Here is a 17,285-nt window from a genome sequence, read left to right on the forward strand (position 1 = left end):
CCAAACAACCAAACCAAATGATTGATTTTTTTCTTGACAGCTATAAAAACGCACCGTTATGGCATATTGCACTAGAGTTTTTAGTTTTTGTCTGTGGAATTTTAAGTGTCTGGTTTGCTAAAAAAGAGAATATCTGGGTTTACCCAACAGGATTAATTGCTACAGTGATTTCGGTATATCTATTATATATTGCAGGTTACATAGGAGATATGATTATTAACGGTTATTTCTCGATTATGAGTATTTATGGTTGGTATTTATGGGGAAAAGGCGGAACGACAGAAGACAATTTACCAATTACTCGTACAAATCTTAATGAAAAAATAATTGGAATCGTACTATTTTTTGTAACTGTTTTTGTAGTTTTCGGGATTTATAAATATTTTGATTACGAAATTAAAACCGACAATTACGTCGATATGATTTCGTCCGGGATATTTTTTGCGGGAATGTGGTACATGGCCAGGAAAAAAATCGAAAACTGGACACTTTGGATTATTGGTGACATTATTGTAGTGCCGCTCTACGCTTATCGTGGCTTAGGGATGTTGTCACTTCAATACTTAATTTTTACAATTTTAGCTATTTCAGCTTATATAGAATGGAGAAAAATCTTAAACAGCAAAAAACAAATATCATAAAAATTGCTTTGTTTGGTCCTGAAAGTACAGGGAAAACAACTTTGGCAAAACAATTGGCAGATTACTATGAAACCGAATGGGTTCCTGAGTTTGCACGCGATTATCTACAAGAAAAGTGGGAAGAAAACCAGCACATCTGTGTGGCTGATGATATGATGCCCATCGCATACGGACAAACAGCATTAGAAAATCAAAAATTATCTACAGCAAAGAAATATTTGTTTTGTGACACTAACTTAATGGTCACTAAAGTTTTTTCTGAAATGTATTACGGTTTTTGTGATCCTTTATTAAATGAAGCTGCCCTTAAGCATGAATACGATTTGTTCTTTTTAACCGATATTGACGTTCCTTGGGAAAAAGACGACATTAGAGATACACCGGATGGAAGAGAAAGTGTTTTCTCTGTTTTTAAGCAAACGCTTATCGATACCAAAAAACCTTTTATAACGCTTTCCGGAAACAAGGAATGTCGTTTAGCAAAAGCAACTTCAATTATACATAATTTGACAATAGCGAAAGAAAAAGGTTTTTCTTCAGTTGACTTTGTTCAGATTTATGATCACGAAATACCATTTGAGAATATACTGAATCAATTGGAGATTTTTAAAAACGGAATTGCAAAAAGCAATTTAATAAGCCCGGCAACTATCAATGATGGTATTGTAAGTCTTTCAGATTCTGAACTTGAGCAAAAGGCTATTTTTTTTGACAGTCAAAAATTAAAATTAAAACTGAAAAAGTTTGTTCCTGCCTCTGGAGCTGCAAGTAGAATGTTTAAGTTCTTGAATGCGTTTTTGAATGATTTTGACATTCATAAAGAAACCATAAACGCTTATATAAACAGAAAAAAAGATAGTGATCTCTCGATTTTTATAGTAGCAATGGATAAATTTCCTTTTTTTGAAACTATAGATAAAAAACTTAGGGAAATTTATCCTGATTTTGAAACTCTGGACAGGGATTATAAGAATTACTATTTTATAAAGTTATTGCTGTCTCGTGAGTATTTTGATTTTGCAAACAAGCCAAAAGCGGTTCTGCCATTTCATCAATATAAGACGCATCTTGCAAATCCCATAGAAGAGCATTTGAACGAATGTGTACATTATGCAACTGCAGGAAAAACATCAAATCTTCATTTTACGGTTTCAGAAAACCATCAAACTCAGTTTGAAGAGGCTGTTGATTTCGTTAAAGATAAAATAGAAAAAGATTCTGGAACTAAGATTAATATTGGATATTCTTATCAAAGCAAGAGTACCGATTCTATTACAGTTGATGTTCATAATAAAGCAGTTCGAAATAAAGACGGAGTACTTGTTTTTAGACCTGGAGGCCACGGAGCACTAATTGAAAATCTGAATAAATTAGATTCTGATATCATTTTTATTAAAAATATAGATAACGTAATCCAAAATCATATTGATAGGATTACGTTCTATAAAAAGTCTTTGGCAGGAATTTTAATTGAAATTCAGCATAAGTTTTTTGGTTATTTAATTGCTATCGAAAACAATGAAATTAAAGAAAATGATGTCAATGAAATTGTTGAATTTTTAAGACAACAACTAAATATTCGTCTAACGAATGATTTTAATAAATTTACATTTGAAAATAAAATCTTTAAAATTAAGGAGCTGTTAGATCGTCCAATTCGCGTTTGCGGAATGGTTAAAAATGAAGGAGAACCTGGTGGTGGACCATTTTGGGTGATGAATGAAAAAGGAAATATTTCGCTTCAAATCGTAGAAACATCGCAAGTGGATGTAATGAATAAAAAACAGCTTCAAATTTTAGCTGAAGCAACACATTTTAATCCTGTTGATTTAATCTGCGGTATTAAAAATTATAAGAAACAAAAGTTTGATCTGACTCAGTTTGTGGATCATAAAGCTGGATTTATTGTAGAAAAAAGCATTGACGGAAAAACAGTTAAAAGTTATGAATTGCCTGGGTTATGGAATGGTGCAATGGCAAATTGGTTAACCGTTTTTGTGGCTGTTCCTTTAATAACCTTTAATCCGGTGAAAACAGTAAATGATTTATTAAAAGCAGCACATCAACCGCAATAATGGATTCAGAAAAAATCATATCAGAATTAAGTTTTAAAGCTGTTCGTAGCAGCGGTGCCGGCGGACAAAACGTAAATAAAGTATCATCAAAAGTGGTGCTAACTTTTGATTTGAATACATCGCAAGCCATATCTGAAGAAGAAAAAGCGCTTTTGCTGACTAATATTGCACCGCGTTTAACGACTGAAAACATTTTGATTTTAAATTGTGACGAAGATCGAAGCCAGCTTAAAAACAAAGATATTGTTGTAAAACGTTTTTTAGACATCATTAAAAAAGGATTACATGTTCCGAAAGTTAGAAAAGCAACTAAGATTCCAAAATCTGTAATTAAAAAGAGAATTAAGGATAAAAAGAATATTTCTGAGATAAAGCAATCCCGCAGAAAACCAGATTTAGATTAAATTCCAAAAATTAAATTCTAATTGAAACAACGTTAAGTGAGTTTTCTTGGAATTTGGAATTTTTTTTTTGGATTTTATTTAATCTATGAGTTTTTGGAATTTGGAATTTGATTTTTGGATTTTTTAAGTTTACATTTGCACTGTCTCAAAGGGGTGCTCTAAATAACGAGCTGAGATCATACCCAAAGAACCTGAGCGAGTAATGTTGCTAAGGGAAAAAACGACAATTGTTAGTGTGTACACTATATCTTGTCGTAAGAAACACATTTATTAATTTAACAAAAAGAATAATTCCCCCTTTTATTCGTAATTTTTTTACGGATGAAAACTTCTCTTAAAGGTACTAAGGTGCTAAGTTACAAAGGTTCTAAGTTTTTAAAAACGATACGAACCAAATCTATTTTCTTTACTCTATTTTCTTTACTCTATTCTCTATTTTCTTTCGCTCAAGAGCAGGAAAAAGATTCTACCAAAGTAAATTCTCTTGATGAGGTTTTGGTCTCTGCTGTTCGTGTTACTACAAAAACGCCGGTTACGTTTAGTAATTTGGATAAAAAAGACATCAAATACAGAAATCTGGGTCAGGATATTCCAATTCTTATGAATTATATGCCTTCTGTGGTTACAACTTCTGATGCGGGTAACGGAATGGGTTACACCGGAATTCGTGTCCGCGGAAGCGATGCTACACGTGTCAATGTTACCATCAACGGAATTCCATACAATGATGCTGAAAGTCAGGGAACATTTTGGGTTAATATGCCTGATTTTGCTTCTTCTGTTGAGAGTTTACAATTGCAGAGAGGTGTTGGAACTTCAACTAATGGTTCAGGTGCTTTTGGTGCCAGTTTAAATATGCTGACAGATAATTATGCTTCAAAAGCCAATGGCGAAATTTCAGGCTCTTATGGAAGTTTTAATTCTCAAAAACAAACAGTAAAATTTAGTACAGGCTTATTAAACGATCATTTTGAATTGGCCGGACGTTTGTCAAGAATCAAATCGGATGGTTATATCGACAGAGCAAGTTCTGATTTGAAATCGTATTTTTTACAAGGAACTTATGTTGGTAAAACAACTTTGATTAAAGCATTGGTTTTTGGTGGAACAGAAAAAACATATCAATCCTGGAACGGAATTGATGCTGAAACACTAAACTCAAACCGTACTTTCAATTCTTCCGGAATGTATATCGACGAATCGGGAAACATTCGTTTTTATGATAATGAAACCGATAACTATCAGCAAGATCATTATCAATTGCATTGGAGTGAATCATTCTCAGATAAATGGAGCTCCAACTTAGCTGTTCATTATACTAAAGGCAAAGGGTATTACGAAAATTATAAATATGATGAGCCGGTTGCAGGATATGGGCCAATTGAACCTACCAAAATGGTTGAGAATGATAACGGAGAATTAGTTCCAGGGACTGATTTAATTCGTCAGAAATGGCTGGATAATGATTTTTACGGAACCACTTTTTCTGTAAAATACAAAGATGAAAAGCTGGATGTTATTTTTGGCGGAGGCTGGAACAAATACGAAGGCGATCATTTCGGAAAAGTAATTTGGGCAAGACATTCTGCTCAATCAGAATTAGGCGATCATTATTACGATGATTTTTCAACTAAAACAGATGGAAATATTTTCGCAAAAGCCAATTATCAGTTTACAGAAAAATTGAGCTTTTATGGCGATTTACAATATAGAAATGTAAAATACAAATCCAATAGTGCAGACACTGGTTTGGTTGATGATAACTTCAATTTCTTTAATCCGAAAGCGGGTTTGAACTACGAAATCAATCAAAAAAACACGCTTTATTTCTCCTACGCCAGAGCCAATCGTGAACCAAACAGAACGGATTATGAAGGCGGAAATGTAAAGCCGGAAAAACTAAATGATTTTGAATTAGGCTGGAGATTCAATTCGGAGAAATTTCAGTTAAATTCGAATTTCTATTATATGGCCTACAAAGACCAGCTGATTTTAACCGGAAGATTAGACGATGTTGGTGCGCCAATTCGTTCCAATACTGATAAAAGTTACCGTTTAGGATTTGAAGTAGATGCTACCATTAAATTATCAGAGAAATTTATATTGCGACCAAACTTCACTTTAAGCAGCAATAAAAATGTTGATTTGGCTGTTGAAGGTCAAAATTACGGCACAACTAAAATTGCCTATTCACCAGAAGTAATTGCAGGAAATATTATTGTGTATAGCCCGCTTGAAAGTTTGCACATTTCGTTATTACAGAAATATGTTGGTGAGCAATATATGAACAATATCGAATTGCCATCAGCAAAACTGGCTGATTATTTTGTAAATGATTTGAATGTATCTTATGAAATTAAACCGAAATCTGTTTTCAAATCAATAATGATTACAGGATTGGTAAATAATATTTTAGATAAGAAATACGTTTCAAACGGATACATGTGGGATGTTTATCCATACTATTATCCACAGGCGGGAATTAATTTCTTAGCCGGACTGGCTTTGAAATTCTAAAATATTGTAAAAATAAAAAAGCCTGAAAGTTTTAAACTTTCAGGCTTTTTTATTTTTTAATTATAAACGTGAATCAACGTTCCGTTAACTTCTACTTTATATTGTTTTAGTGGATATTCTTTGCCTCCAAGTCCCGTAAATAAACTATAGGCAGTTTTATCACAAGAGCATACTGCATTGATACCATCAATAGTCATAGCGGTACACGAATTTAAAGCCTGATTTGGGCATGCAGCATCAAAAGCATTATAAGTGCCTCCGGCGTTAAAAATGATGACCCCCTTTGCTCCAAAATTCGGAACGATAACGCCATTACTCACAAATTTAAGATTGGAATAGGCCGGCAGATTCATATCTACAGACAGATTAACTGAATAATTTGGTATGTTAGGATTATTATTGCTTCTTTCACTATCACTACAAGAGAAAAGTACAGAAACAAATACGAGTAAGAGCCAGAATTTTTTCATTGATTTAAATAAGAATTGGAGAAACAAAAATAAATTATTTAGTTTTGAATTTTATATGATTAACATATAATTATGTACTATTAAAAATAATAGTATATTTGTAATACAAAATCCCGTCCCGATGGGATTTTTTGTATTTATATAAACGATGAAGTTATGAGTAAAGTATCTTATTATACCGCAGAAGGATTAAAAAAATTGAAAGAGGAGTTGGAGCATTTAAAAAGTGTAATGCGTCCTAAGGCATCTCAAGATATAGCAGAGGCAAGAGATAAAGGTGATTTATCTGAAAATGCCGAATATGATGCAGCAAAAGAAGCACAGGGTTTATTAGAAATGAGAATTGCTAAACTGGAGGAAGTATATTCTAACGCCAGATTAATTGACGAATCACAATTAGATGTTTCGAAAGCATTGGTGCTTTCTAATGTAAAAATTAAGAACCAAAGCAACGGAATGGAAATGAAATATACGCTTGTTGCTGAAAGCGAAGCTGACCTTAAAACTGGAAAAATCTCAGTAACGTCTCCTATTGGAAAAGGTTTGCTTGGGAAATCTGTTGGAGAAGTAGCTGAAATTACAGTACCAAACGGAGTTTTGAAATTTGAAATTCTTGAAATCTCAAGAGACTAATTTTTTTAAGTTTAACTGTTTAATCGTTCAATTGGTTAAACAAGTAACCAAATAAACGAATAAACAATGTCTATATTCACGAAAATAGTAAACGGAGAAATTCCTTCATATAAAATTACTGAAGACGATAATTATTTAGCTTTTTTAGATGTAAATCCAAATGCAAAAGGACATACGCTTTGTATTCCAAAACAAGAAATTGACAAGATTTTTGACATGGATGATGAATTGTATTTAGGATTAATGAAGTTTTCTAAAAAAATTGCAATTGCTTTAGAAAAAACGGTTCCATGCAAAAGAGTCGGAATGGCAGTTGTTGGTTTGGAAGTTCCTCATGCACACGTTCATTTGATTCCTTTAAATCATATGGATGAAATGCTTTTTCAAAATAAAGTATCTCTTTCTAAAGAAGAATTTGAGGCTTTGGCAAAAAGCATTCAGGTGAATTTGTAATAGATTCCGAAATAAAACAAAAAGAGCAGTAAATAAAAATTTTACTGCTCTTTTTTATTTAGTGAAATCTGAAATGTGGTTCCTTTTCCAATTTCAGACTGTAAAACCTTTATTTTTCCCCGGTGATATTCTTCTACAATTCTTTTTGTCAAAGAAAGCCCTAATCCCCAACCTCGTTTTTTGGTTGTAAAACCGGGCTCAAAAATAGTTTTGAATTGCTTTTTTAAAATTCCGGTTCCTGAATCTTTTATATTTATTTTAATATGATGAGCATCCTGTTCAATTTGAAGATCTAAAGTTCCTTTTCCTTTCATGGCATCAATGGCATTTTTAACGAGATTCTCAATCGTCCAACTATGAAGTGTTGGATTTATCATGGCTAAAACAGGTTCTTTTGGTGCGTCATAAGAAAAAGTAACTTGTTTTGAAAAACGTGATTGCAGATATTCATAACTACTTAAAGTCTCAGAAACGACATCATGTAATTCTAAAGCAGGAACTGAACCAATTTTTGAAAAACGGTCTGTAATGGTTTGCAATCGATCAATATCCTTTTCGATTTCCAATGTTATGGATGGATCGATTTCTTCCGTTTTTAAAATTTCAACCCAGCCAATTAAAGACGAAAGTGGCGTACCAATTTGGTGGGCTGTTTCTTTTGCCATACCAGCCCATAGTTTGTTTTGAGTGGCCATTTTGGTACTTTTGTAAAAATTATAAATTAGAGCACCGAACAAAACGATAATCAGCAGTAAAGCAATCGGGTAATATTTGAGTTTATTGATTAGCTCAGAATTTCCATAATATAATTTCTGAAATTTCCCTGGGGCGTATTCAATAACAATCGGATCATTTTCTCGCTTTAGATTATTTAAATAGGAAAGTGATTTTTCTTCGTCTTCCATTATTCTTTCCGGTACATTGACAGAACTGATAATTTTATCGCCATACATCGTTAGCATTACAGGAACCGAATGATTGTTGTTTAAAATCTCAAGTGGTAAATCTAAGTCTGTGTTTTCATCTGCATTGACCAAGGCCTTTTGTGCATTGGCTAAAAGATTCATTTTTAACCTTTCTTCGTTTTTGAAAACCTGAAAAAAGATATAGGTATTCCAAAGAATCAGAGAAATGATTAAGAAGGAAATGGAAATGATAATCCAGCGGGTAGTATTTCTTCTTTCGGAAAAAGACATAGGTATTTTTTTGAGGTATAAATATAACGAAATAAACACATTTTATATTTTGTTATTTATTAAAGATTTTTGTTTTTATGTCTTAAAGTATTTCTTTGGATTAAACGATTTCTCTACTTTTGCAGATACCGAAATGAGGTTCGGTTAAAAAGAAAAAATATGATTAGCATTAATCCAAAAGAGATTCCAACGGCAAAATTACACGGTTATCTGCAAAGCGCTGTAGGTCCAAGACCAATTGCTTTTGCCAGTACAATGAGCGAAAAAGGGATTCCGAATTTGTCGCCGTTTAGTTTTTTTAATGTATTTAGTGCCAATCCGCCCATTTTAATTTTTTCACCGGCACGACGCGTACGTGATAATACGGTCAAACATACACTGATTAATGTCGAAGCAACACGCGAAGTAGTTATAAATGTGGTTAACTATGATTTAGTGCAGCAAACATCATTAGCCAGTACAGAATATGCAGAAGGTGTAAACGAATTTATCAAGGCAGGATTGACACAAATTCCGTCAGATTTGGTAAAACCATATCGTGTAAAAGAGTCTCCAGTTCAGTTTGAGTGCAAAGTCACGCAGATTATTCCTTTAGGAACAGAAGGCGGAGCAGGAAATTTAGTTTTATGCGAAGTAGTGAAAATTCATATTCACGAAGCAGTTTTAGATGAAAATGGTGGTATTGATCAGCATAAAATTGATTTGGTTTCACGACTCGGAAATAATTGGTACTCAAGATCAAACCAAGGACTTTTTGAAGTACCAAAACCACTAACGACTTTAGGGGTCGGAGTAGATGCAATTCCGAATTTCGTCAAGGAAAGTCCGGTTTTTGACGGAAATGATCTCGGAAAATTAGGTAATATTGAAGCCTTGCCTACAACGGAAGAAGTTAGTATATTTGTGAAAGAAAATTTTTCAGTGAAAGGAGTTTTGAGCTCAGACGATCTGGAAAAAATTCATTTAGAAGCCAAAAAATACCTGAATAATGATGATATTTCATCGGCTTGGAAAGTGCTTTTAGCCAAAAAATAAGAATAGAAACAATAATTAATATAGACGAAGATGGAAGTTACAGGAAAAGTAAAAGTGGTTAACCCAGAGCAACAAGTTAGTGCTGCATTCAAAAAAAGAGAGTTGGTTGTTACAACAGACGAGCAATATCCTCAACATATTTTGATTGAATTTACTCAGGATAAATGTGATTTATTGAGCAGCTACAAGCAAGGTGAGGCTGTTAAAGTTTCTATCAATTTAAGAGGAAGAGAATGGGTTAATCCACAAGGAGAAACTAGATATTTTAATAGTATTCAAGGTTGGAGAATCGAAAGATTAGCTCCAGAAGGTCCTGCACAAACAGCTCCAATGCCTGCTGCAGAAGCTTTTGCTCCGGCAACAAACTTAAACGAAGACGAACCAGACGATTTGCCTTTCTAATAAGTTTAAATTCCAAAACTAAAATTCCAAATTCCAAATCATTCTGTGTATTGGGATTTGGAATTTTTTGTATTCTGTAGATCTTTGTCAAAGGTTTTCTAGATGTTTGGAATTTGGAATTTAAAAATTAATATTTAAAAAAATGTATTATTTATTTGAAAATATAGCTTTCCCCCCCGTTTCAGAAACTGATGAAGAAGGTATTCTGGCCATTGGTGGTGACTTAAAACCGGAAAGATTGAAGCTGGCTTACCAAAGCGGAATTTTTCCCTGGTTTAATGAGGGAGAACCTATTTTGTGGTGGTCGCCAGATCCCAGAATGGTTTTGTTTTTGGATGAATTAATCGTTTCTAAAAGTATGCGTAATATTTTGAATCGAAATCAGTTAAAAGTTACCTTTAATCAAAATTTTAAGGATGTAATTTCGAATTGTCAAAAAATAAAACGCGACGGTCAGGACGGAACCTGGATTTCGAACGAAATGATCGAAGCGTACTGTAAATTGCATGCAGAAGGAATTGCAAAATCAGTTGAGGTTTGGCAAGATGAGGTTTTGGTTGGAGGTTTGTATGGAATTGATTTAGGAGATGTTTTTTGTGGAGAAAGTATGTTTTCAAAAGTTTCTAATGCTTCAAAAGTAGCTTTTATTGCCTTGGTAAATAAGTTAAAAAAGGAAAATTATAAATTATTGGATTGTCAGGTTTATAATCCGCATTTAGAGAGTTTAGGCTGTCGCGAAATTGGTCGTGATGAATTTATATCTATTTTAAAAAATAAGTAAAATGAGTGCAATTCATGTTGTAAAAGAAATTTACATTTATCCGATAAAAAGCCTGGCGGGAATTAGCTGCCAAAATGCCAAAGCAGAAGAAATGGGCTTTGAAAACGATCGTCGTTGGATGTTACTGGATGCCGAAAATCAGATGATAACACAAAGAGAGCATCGTATTATGAGTCAGTTTTATCCTCAGATTTCAGATGGAAAAATCAGCATTACTTTTAAGGATCAAAAACATGAATTCTCTATTGATGAAAATTTAGGAAATGCAATAAAAGTCAATGTGTGGGATGATAAAAGCGAAGTATTTGAGGTGAATAATGAAACTTCAAAATGGTTTAGCCAACACTTAGGTTTTGAATGCAAACTGGTAAAGATCACTAAAATTGGAGCGCGTAAACATGAAAGTTCACGATTAAAAGAAACTTTCAATGTCAGTCTTGCTGATGGATATCCTTATTTATTGATTGGTACAGAAAGTATGGATTTTTTAAATGATAAGTTGGAGGAAAAAATTACAATAAAAAGATTTCGTCCAAACATTGTTATCAGTACCCAAAAAGAACATGAAGAAGATAATCTTGATACTTTTAAAATCGGAGAAGTTCAATTTAAAAACATAAAGCCTTGCGGAAGATGTATTATGGTCAACAATGATCCTTCAAATGGTCGTTTGAAAAAAGAACCTTTAAAGACTCTAAGCAAATACCGAAATGTAAATAACTCCGTTTTATTCGGAACTAATATTGTTAGTTTGAATTCAGGAGTTATTAGTGTTGGTGATGAGGTTGTTATTTAATTATTTCGGGTTAAAATTAATGAAGCATTATTAAAGTCATATAATGCGTCGACTAAATCTCTATATTCACTGTATTTTTCTTTCTCTAAATAAGTAAAATTGTAAAATTCTTCGACAGCTATTTTTACTGTATTACCTTCAATTTGCGCTGTTGATTTAAATAAACCGATAACATCATTATTAGCGTTTTTAATTTCTTTAGTAAAAGCTAAACTGCCTACATTTTTAACGCTGTAGCCTGATGGGATACTTAAATTAATATAATTAATGTTTTTCTTTGGATAAGATATTACAATCGGATTTGTTCTGTTTGTTTCCTGATGTAAACTGGTTTGTTTTCCTAACACTTTTCCAATCGTTATCAAATTGTTTTTTCCTGCATTTTCGATCCAGGATTCTTTAACTTTTATGGCGCTGTTGATTGTAAAAGGTTTTTCAGGATCATAATTGTTTTTGTACTCTTGATTTTCAAAAGAATATTTTTGAACATCAACATCAATATCATTAAAAGTATTATTCTTTACAAAATCATTTATTTTTTCTTCGGAGACATGCTTTACGGCATATCTAAAATATGACGCAAGATAACCCGTATAGATGCTTTTTTTATCTACCAAAACGGTTTCCATATCATCATCAATTGTGATGTTGCTTGTTGCTTTCGTAACGTTGTCATCCATTAAAACATTTTCGATCTTTTTGAATTCGTAGGTAACCTGCTGGCGATCTTCCTTGTTAAAATAAACAGCATCGTTGTTTACAGAAAGCGCATTAGGCTGACCATAAGGCATCCAAAATTGAAAAGGAGAAAGGTATTTTTTTGTTTCCGGTATGTAAATCAGAATCTCTGATAAGGCATCGGGAACAACATTTTCTTTGTCAAATTTATCATCAAATTTATCTGTAGAAGCTGTAAACTGATATTTAATTTTAAGGTAATCTAAAACGTCTTTATAAAAATATAAAACCATGCTTGGTGTCATTTTTTTGGTTTCTAATGCTTTTTTATAAATGTACTGTTTATCAATTTCGATATTTTCTTTCAGATAGATATCGACAATTTTTATTTTTTCATCTGTTGTAAGGGCAGGATCATTCAAATTAAATTTTTCTACAAAATTTTTAATCATTGATTTAGCACTTACACCATCGGCAAAACTATTAAGAGAATTATAATAGTCTACATAACTATAGGATAGGGAAGTATCAATAAAAAAATAAACCTTTGCAAGGTTTGCAAGATTAGTGGCATTTTTTTCAAATTTGTAAGCTGGTAGATTTTTTGCAACATAAATTGTTGTTTTGAAGTCACTTTCTTTTACCAACCCGTTATAAGCAGCGGTATAGGTTCTGGCACGAGAAATTTTATTAATCTGGAACTTCGCATCAAGAACTGGGATGTCTCTCTGAAAATACTCACAGCCACTAAAATCCGGATATTCTTTTATTACATAGTAATATTCAATAATATCTCCTTTTTCAACACCCTCAAAAGCAAATTGTCTTTCAGTAGTTCCTTCTTTTTCAATGATTTTTTCTTTCGGAAGTTCTTCAATTTTTCCGTTCGGTTTAATTACTCTAACTTTTAAATCTCTGTAATCCCTTACATATCTATTGTTTATCGATACTTTGTTATATTCATTAATTCCGGCTTCAGATAAGATTTTTATTACCTGATGTTTTACAACATACGCTTTGTAAGTATATTCTCCGACCTTGTTTTCGTATAGTCTGTAGTCTTTTAAAACGACAGCTGGATAATTACTAAATTCAGCGGGAATTTCCTGAAAATTAGGGACTTCATCCCATTTGTAATTTTTGACTTCTTCCTCTTGGGAGAATGAAAGTTGTGTAGATAAAATTGCGATGATGAAGAAAATTAGATTTTTCATTTTTTTGTAAGAATAATATTTTGATTGTATTGTTTTGTAATGTTTTTAATGGCAGTATTCCATGTTTCAAATTTTTCTTTTTCTAAGAGTAAAACATTCATTTCCATCTTTTGATTTATAATGATAGTATTATTAACCTTTTTATAGTTGATACTTGCCTGGAAAAAATCATTTTTAAAAGTGAAATTTTCAGGTAAAAAATCTAAAGAATATCCTGCTGGAATAGCGAATTCATATTCAAACTCATAAGATTTTTTAAAGTCATTTTCCAATGGGTTTTTTCTTTTCTCAATATTAATTCTTGCATCAGAATAAGGAAAAAACAGAATTGGTTTAAAAAGCAATTGATTATCGGTCTGTTTGATCCATTTATCTAATTCAAAATGATATAAAATTTGAAGCGTATTTTGTGACACGTCATCATTTTTAATGTCAATATTAGATGTTTTAATGTTTTGAATGAAACGCGCCAGGTATTCCTTTAGCATTTCATCTTTATCAGTTGTCGTTATATAACTGCTAATAAATTGCGTTTTTACAAATCCGTCTAATCTAAAATCTGCTTCGCCCAATATAGAATTTTGATCGAATTTAAGTTTTAGTTTACCAATAGTTTTGTTTTTATCAGCTGGAATAACAGGTACTTTGATGATGCGGTATTTCTCATCATCTATTTTTACCAGAGCTTCTTTTCCCTGAATAAACGGAGTAATATTTGGGAACGAAGTATAATGACCAGTCGCGTCCAAAAAGATGTCTTTATTATCAATTGTCGCAACAGTAATCATATGATTATCCACAATTGGGCTCGGAACATTTTCGTAGGTATAATTGTTTTGACGTGTTCCAATCCAGGAAATATTCGATTCTATGCCGGCATAGTGCAACATTTCATTAAGTAGGTTGGCCATATCTTTACAATCGCCATATTTTTTCTGTAATACCGAAGCGGCTTCTCTCGGGATAAATCCACCCATTCCTTCTTCGAAGGCAACATAGTTTATTTTACTCTGAACATAATCAAAAATAGCTTTTGCTTTTGCCATATTATCAGTCAATCCGTTGATAAGTTCAGCTGTTTTTTCTTTTACCTGAGTTTGGTCTTCTTTATTAATATTTTTAATGGTTTCTGCATAAAAATGATAAAGATTATCTACAGAACCAACGACATTTTGTGTGCCGGTAGCTGTTTTGTAATTTTTAATGTAAAAAATTAAATGCGGACTATAATAAGAAGTACCAGGTGAACCGTTTTCTTTTTCTTCTTTAGCAGCATTTAATAGTTGCCAGGTATAGATAGTGAAGTCACCTTCGTTTTGAGTCGAAAAATCAATTTTTTCATCAAATTTACCTTGTACAGTATATCCGATTTCGACATCTTTAGAAACTTTTAAAATAACTTTTGAAGATTTACAATCGAGGTAATCTTTGAAATAAAAGCTTTCTAAAAACTGAGGCTTTTTATATTCTTTTTTATAGAAAGAGTAGGTTTGAGAACCTTCTTCCAGATTTAAAAAGTTATAATATTTGAATTTCATGTCATGAAAAAAGACATCTCCAATTTCGCGATCACCGGTTCCAACATAACCTATTTTTTCTTTTTTGTTTTTTGGAGAAATGCTATAAGCTTCTATGTCATAAACTTTCTCAAATGAATCAATGTAGGTTATTCTGTTTCCCAGAACCGCGTTTTCATTTTTATCACCTACCCATTTTTTTTCTTTCGAGGTTAAAATTATTGAAGGAATATTATTTTTTATTGAAATCTCATACGAATCAACTTTTTCATCAATATATGATTTTGGTTTTGTACTCTGGGCTCTACAAAAAATCGCTAAAAAAAATATAAATAAATAGGAGTGCCTATATAAAATCATCTATCAAAAAGAATTAAAAGTATTTGGAAATATTATGGCAATATTAACAAATAAATTCAACTAATTTATTAATTCAGCACAAGTTTATTTGTAGCATTTTTTAGATGATTTTAAATTCACATTCTTTAGAAATGCAACTTTGTAAAATTCCAATTCAAAGTATTAAAAAGTACCAATTCATTTTTTAAAGTTGGCAATTCTAAAATCAATTTGAGGGTTTCGTGCGCCATCATAGTTCCAATAATTCCGGGCAAAGTTCCTAAAACACCATTCAAATTACAATTTGGGACCTCTTTGGGATCTGGCATTTCAGGGAATAAATCACGCAGGTTTTTACTTCCGTTATGATTAAAAATTGCAACTTGGCCTTCAAATTTTAAAATACTTCCGTAGATCAAAGGTTTTTGAAATTGAACACAAGTATCGTTTACTAAATAACGGGTTGCAAAATTATCAGATCCATCGACTATAACATCATATTGTTGAATTATTATTGCTGCGTTTTCACTTGTCAATTTCGCATTAATCGCTTCAACCTCAATTAATGGATTCAGTTTTGAAACGACTTCTTTCGCAATAATCGCTTTTTCTTTTCCAATTTCATTTTCAGTATATAATATCTGTCTGTGTAAGTTGTGAATTTCAATGGTGTCAAAATCCATAATTCCGATATAACCAACTCCGGCCGTTGCAATATATTGTAAAACAGGACAGCCCAAACCGCCAGCTCCAATTACCAATACTTTGGCTTTTTTGAGTTTTTCCTGCCCTTCATCTCCAATTTCCGGAAGAATGGTTTGTCGGTTGTAACGTAGAAATTCTTGTATGATACTCATTTTTTTTTAGTCTTAAAGTTTGAAAGTTGTAAAGTTGAAAGTCAAAATGTATACGTCAAAAGTTGATAGACTTTATGACTTTCGACTTTAAGACTTTTGACTAAATGTTCTGTCCCAATCTTTCCAAACGGGTTCGTAACCTGAGCCTTTTATGATTTCTGATATTTCTTCTGCAGAGCGTTCGTCGCTGATTTCAAATTGTTCCAACGATTGAGGATCCACAACGTAACCACCCGGATTGGTTTTGGAGCCAGCACTCATACTTGTAACACCAATCGGAATAATATTGTTTCTGAATTTTTCGTTTTCACGAGTTGAAATGGAAATTTCGAGATCTTCATTCCATAGACGATAGGCACAAATGAGTTGTGTCAAATCTTTATCATCCATAATAAAATTAGGTTCGATAATGCCTTCTGCCGGACGCAGCCTTGGAAAAGAAACCGAATATTTTGTCTGCCAATATTTCTTTTGAAGATAATCTAAATGCAGTGCGTTAAAAAAACTATCCGTTCGCCAATCTTCCAAACCCAATAAAACGCCTAAGCCAATTTTATGAATTCCGGCTGTTCCAATTCGGTCAGGAGTTTCCAGCCTGTAATCGAAATTTGATTTTTTTCCTTTCGTATGATATTTTTTATAGACTTCCTGATGGTAGGTTTCCTGATACACCAAAACAGAATAAACACCCGCTTCATGCAAACGTTCATAATCTTCGGTAGAAAGTGGCTGCAATTCCACAGAAATAATTGAAAATTGCTCTCTTATTAAGGCAATTGCATTCAGAAAATAATTAATGTTTACGGTGTAATTTGCTTCGCCCGTAACCAATAAAACATGATCAAAGCCGACATTTTTTAATGCTTCAACTTCGAGTTTAATCTCTGCGTCTGTAAGTGTTTTTCGTTTGATTTTATTGTCTAAACTGAAACCACAATAGGTACAAATGTTCTGGCATTCGTTGCTTAAATATAATGGCGCGTACATTTGAATCGTTTTTCCGAAACGCTTCTTGGTTAGTTCATGACATTGCTGTGCCATTTGCTCTAAGTAATTTTGGGCAATAGGAGAAATCAAAACTAAAAAATCATCGAGATTGCGTTTTGTTTTTTCCAACGCGCGTTCGACATCCTGAGAGGTTGTCTGGTATATTTTTGATTGAATATTGTCCCAATTATATTGCTCAAATATTGCTTTAAATGTTTTCATTTGGATTGTGTTTTTTAACCGCAAAGTGCTCTAAGAATTACGCAAAGTTCGCAAAGCTTTGTGTTTTT

The 17,285-nt window shown here is 32.6% G+C and carries 16 protein-coding genes; 10 read left to right on the forward strand and 6 right to left on the reverse strand.

The genetic code is table 11. From position 1 onward, the window contains the following. The first annotated feature begins 17 nt into the window (after positions 1-17). From pnuC to Q7C23_RS18450, 4 genes are all read left to right on the forward strand, one after another. Positions 18-641 (forward strand): nicotinamide riboside transporter PnuC, encoded by a 624-nt coding sequence (pnuC, locus tag Q7C23_RS18435; RefSeq protein ID WP_375033879.1) that lies wholly within the window; start codon positions 18-20, stop codon positions 639-641. Continuing rightward, entirely contained in the window at positions 602-2,716 is a 2,115-nt protein-coding gene (locus tag Q7C23_RS18440) for a DUF4301 family protein (RefSeq protein ID WP_375033880.1), read from the forward strand. Before pnuC ends, Q7C23_RS18440 begins: the two co-directional genes overlap by 40 nt. Continuing rightward, entirely contained in the window at positions 2,716-3,120 is a 405-nt protein-coding gene (arfB, locus tag Q7C23_RS18445; RefSeq protein ID WP_375033881.1) for an alternative ribosome rescue aminoacyl-tRNA hydrolase ArfB, read from the forward strand. Before Q7C23_RS18440 ends, arfB begins: the two co-directional genes overlap by 1 nt. A gap of 321 nt (positions 3,121-3,441) precedes the next feature. Next, a complete protein-coding gene (locus Q7C23_RS18450; RefSeq protein ID WP_375033882.1) occupies positions 3,442-5,637 on the forward strand; it encodes a TonB-dependent receptor in 2,196 nt (731 codons plus the stop codon). 56 nt (positions 5,638-5,693) lie between these two features. Here the strand turns inward: Q7C23_RS18450 and Q7C23_RS18455 are convergent, their stop codons facing one another. Continuing rightward, entirely contained in the window at positions 5,694-6,107 is a 414-nt protein-coding gene (locus Q7C23_RS18455) for a Rieske (2Fe-2S) protein (RefSeq protein ID WP_375033883.1), read from the reverse strand. A gap of 156 nt (positions 6,108-6,263) precedes the next feature. Between Q7C23_RS18455 and greA the strand changes: the two genes are divergently transcribed. After that, positions 6,264-6,740: a transcription elongation factor GreA gene (gene greA / locus Q7C23_RS18460; RefSeq protein WP_072970495.1), complete on the forward strand. Its 477-nt coding sequence runs from the start codon at positions 6,264-6,266 to the stop codon at positions 6,738-6,740. 66 nt (positions 6,741-6,806) lie between these two features. Beyond that, a complete protein-coding gene (locus Q7C23_RS18465) occupies positions 6,807-7,193 on the forward strand; it encodes an HIT family protein (RefSeq protein WP_375033884.1) in 387 nt (128 codons plus the stop codon). A gap of 41 nt (positions 7,194-7,234) precedes the next feature. On the opposite strand, the gene Q7C23_RS18470 is transcribed toward Q7C23_RS18465, so the two are convergent. Next, a complete protein-coding gene (locus Q7C23_RS18470; protein WP_375033885.1) occupies positions 7,235-8,389 on the reverse strand; it encodes a PAS domain-containing sensor histidine kinase in 1,155 nt (384 codons plus the stop codon). A 159-nt stretch (positions 8,390-8,548) separates the two neighbouring features. Here Q7C23_RS18470 and Q7C23_RS18475 point away from each other — a divergent pair, with 159 nt between their 5' ends. From Q7C23_RS18475 to Q7C23_RS18490, 4 genes are all read left to right on the forward strand, one after another. Then, positions 8,549-9,424 (forward strand): flavin reductase family protein, encoded by an 876-nt coding sequence (locus tag Q7C23_RS18475; RefSeq protein ID WP_375033886.1) that lies wholly within the window; start codon positions 8,549-8,551, stop codon positions 9,422-9,424. Positions 9,425-9,454: 30 nt separating this feature from the next. Then, positions 9,455-9,826, forward strand: coding sequence for a DUF3127 domain-containing protein (locus Q7C23_RS18480; protein WP_026983757.1), 372 nt, complete (start codon positions 9,455-9,457; stop codon positions 9,824-9,826). Between the two features lie 142 nt (positions 9,827-9,968). Beyond that, positions 9,969-10,607 (forward strand): leucyl/phenylalanyl-tRNA--protein transferase, encoded by a 639-nt coding sequence (aat, locus tag Q7C23_RS18485; RefSeq protein WP_375033887.1) that lies wholly within the window; start codon positions 9,969-9,971, stop codon positions 10,605-10,607. A gap of 1 nt (position 10,608) precedes the next feature. Next, the gene (locus Q7C23_RS18490) at positions 10,609-11,403 is read left to right on the forward strand and encodes an MOSC domain-containing protein (RefSeq protein WP_375033888.1); all 795 of its coding nucleotides are present in this window, start codon (positions 10,609-10,611) and stop codon (positions 11,401-11,403) included. On the opposite strand, the gene Q7C23_RS18495 is transcribed toward Q7C23_RS18490, so the two are convergent. The 4 genes from Q7C23_RS18495 to thiH all read right to left on the reverse strand — a co-directional run bounded on the left by Q7C23_RS18495 (position 11,400) and on the right by thiH (position 17,217). Continuing rightward, entirely contained in the window at positions 11,400-13,295 is a 1,896-nt protein-coding gene (locus Q7C23_RS18495; RefSeq protein WP_375033889.1) for a DUF3857 domain-containing protein, read from the reverse strand. The genes Q7C23_RS18490 and Q7C23_RS18495 overlap by 4 nt on opposite strands. Further along, complete coding sequence (locus tag Q7C23_RS18500; RefSeq protein ID WP_375033890.1) at positions 13,292-15,172, reverse strand: transglutaminase family protein; 1,881 nt, start codon at positions 15,170-15,172, stop codon at positions 13,292-13,294. Before Q7C23_RS18500 ends, Q7C23_RS18495 begins: the two co-directional genes overlap by 4 nt. A 125-nt stretch (positions 15,173-15,297) precedes the next feature. Then, positions 15,298-16,008 (reverse strand): ThiF family adenylyltransferase, encoded by a 711-nt coding sequence (locus tag Q7C23_RS18505; RefSeq protein ID WP_375033891.1) that lies wholly within the window; start codon positions 16,006-16,008, stop codon positions 15,298-15,300. Between the two features lie 87 nt (positions 16,009-16,095). Then, a complete protein-coding gene (gene thiH / locus Q7C23_RS18510) occupies positions 16,096-17,217 on the reverse strand; it encodes a 2-iminoacetate synthase ThiH (RefSeq protein ID WP_375033892.1) in 1,122 nt (373 codons plus the stop codon). Between the last annotated feature and the right edge of the window lie 68 nt (positions 17,218-17,285).

It is taken from the genome of Flavobacterium sp. LAR06, from assembly GCF_041946075.1.
Lineage (GTDB): Bacteria > Bacteroidota > Bacteroidia > Flavobacteriales > Flavobacteriaceae > Flavobacterium.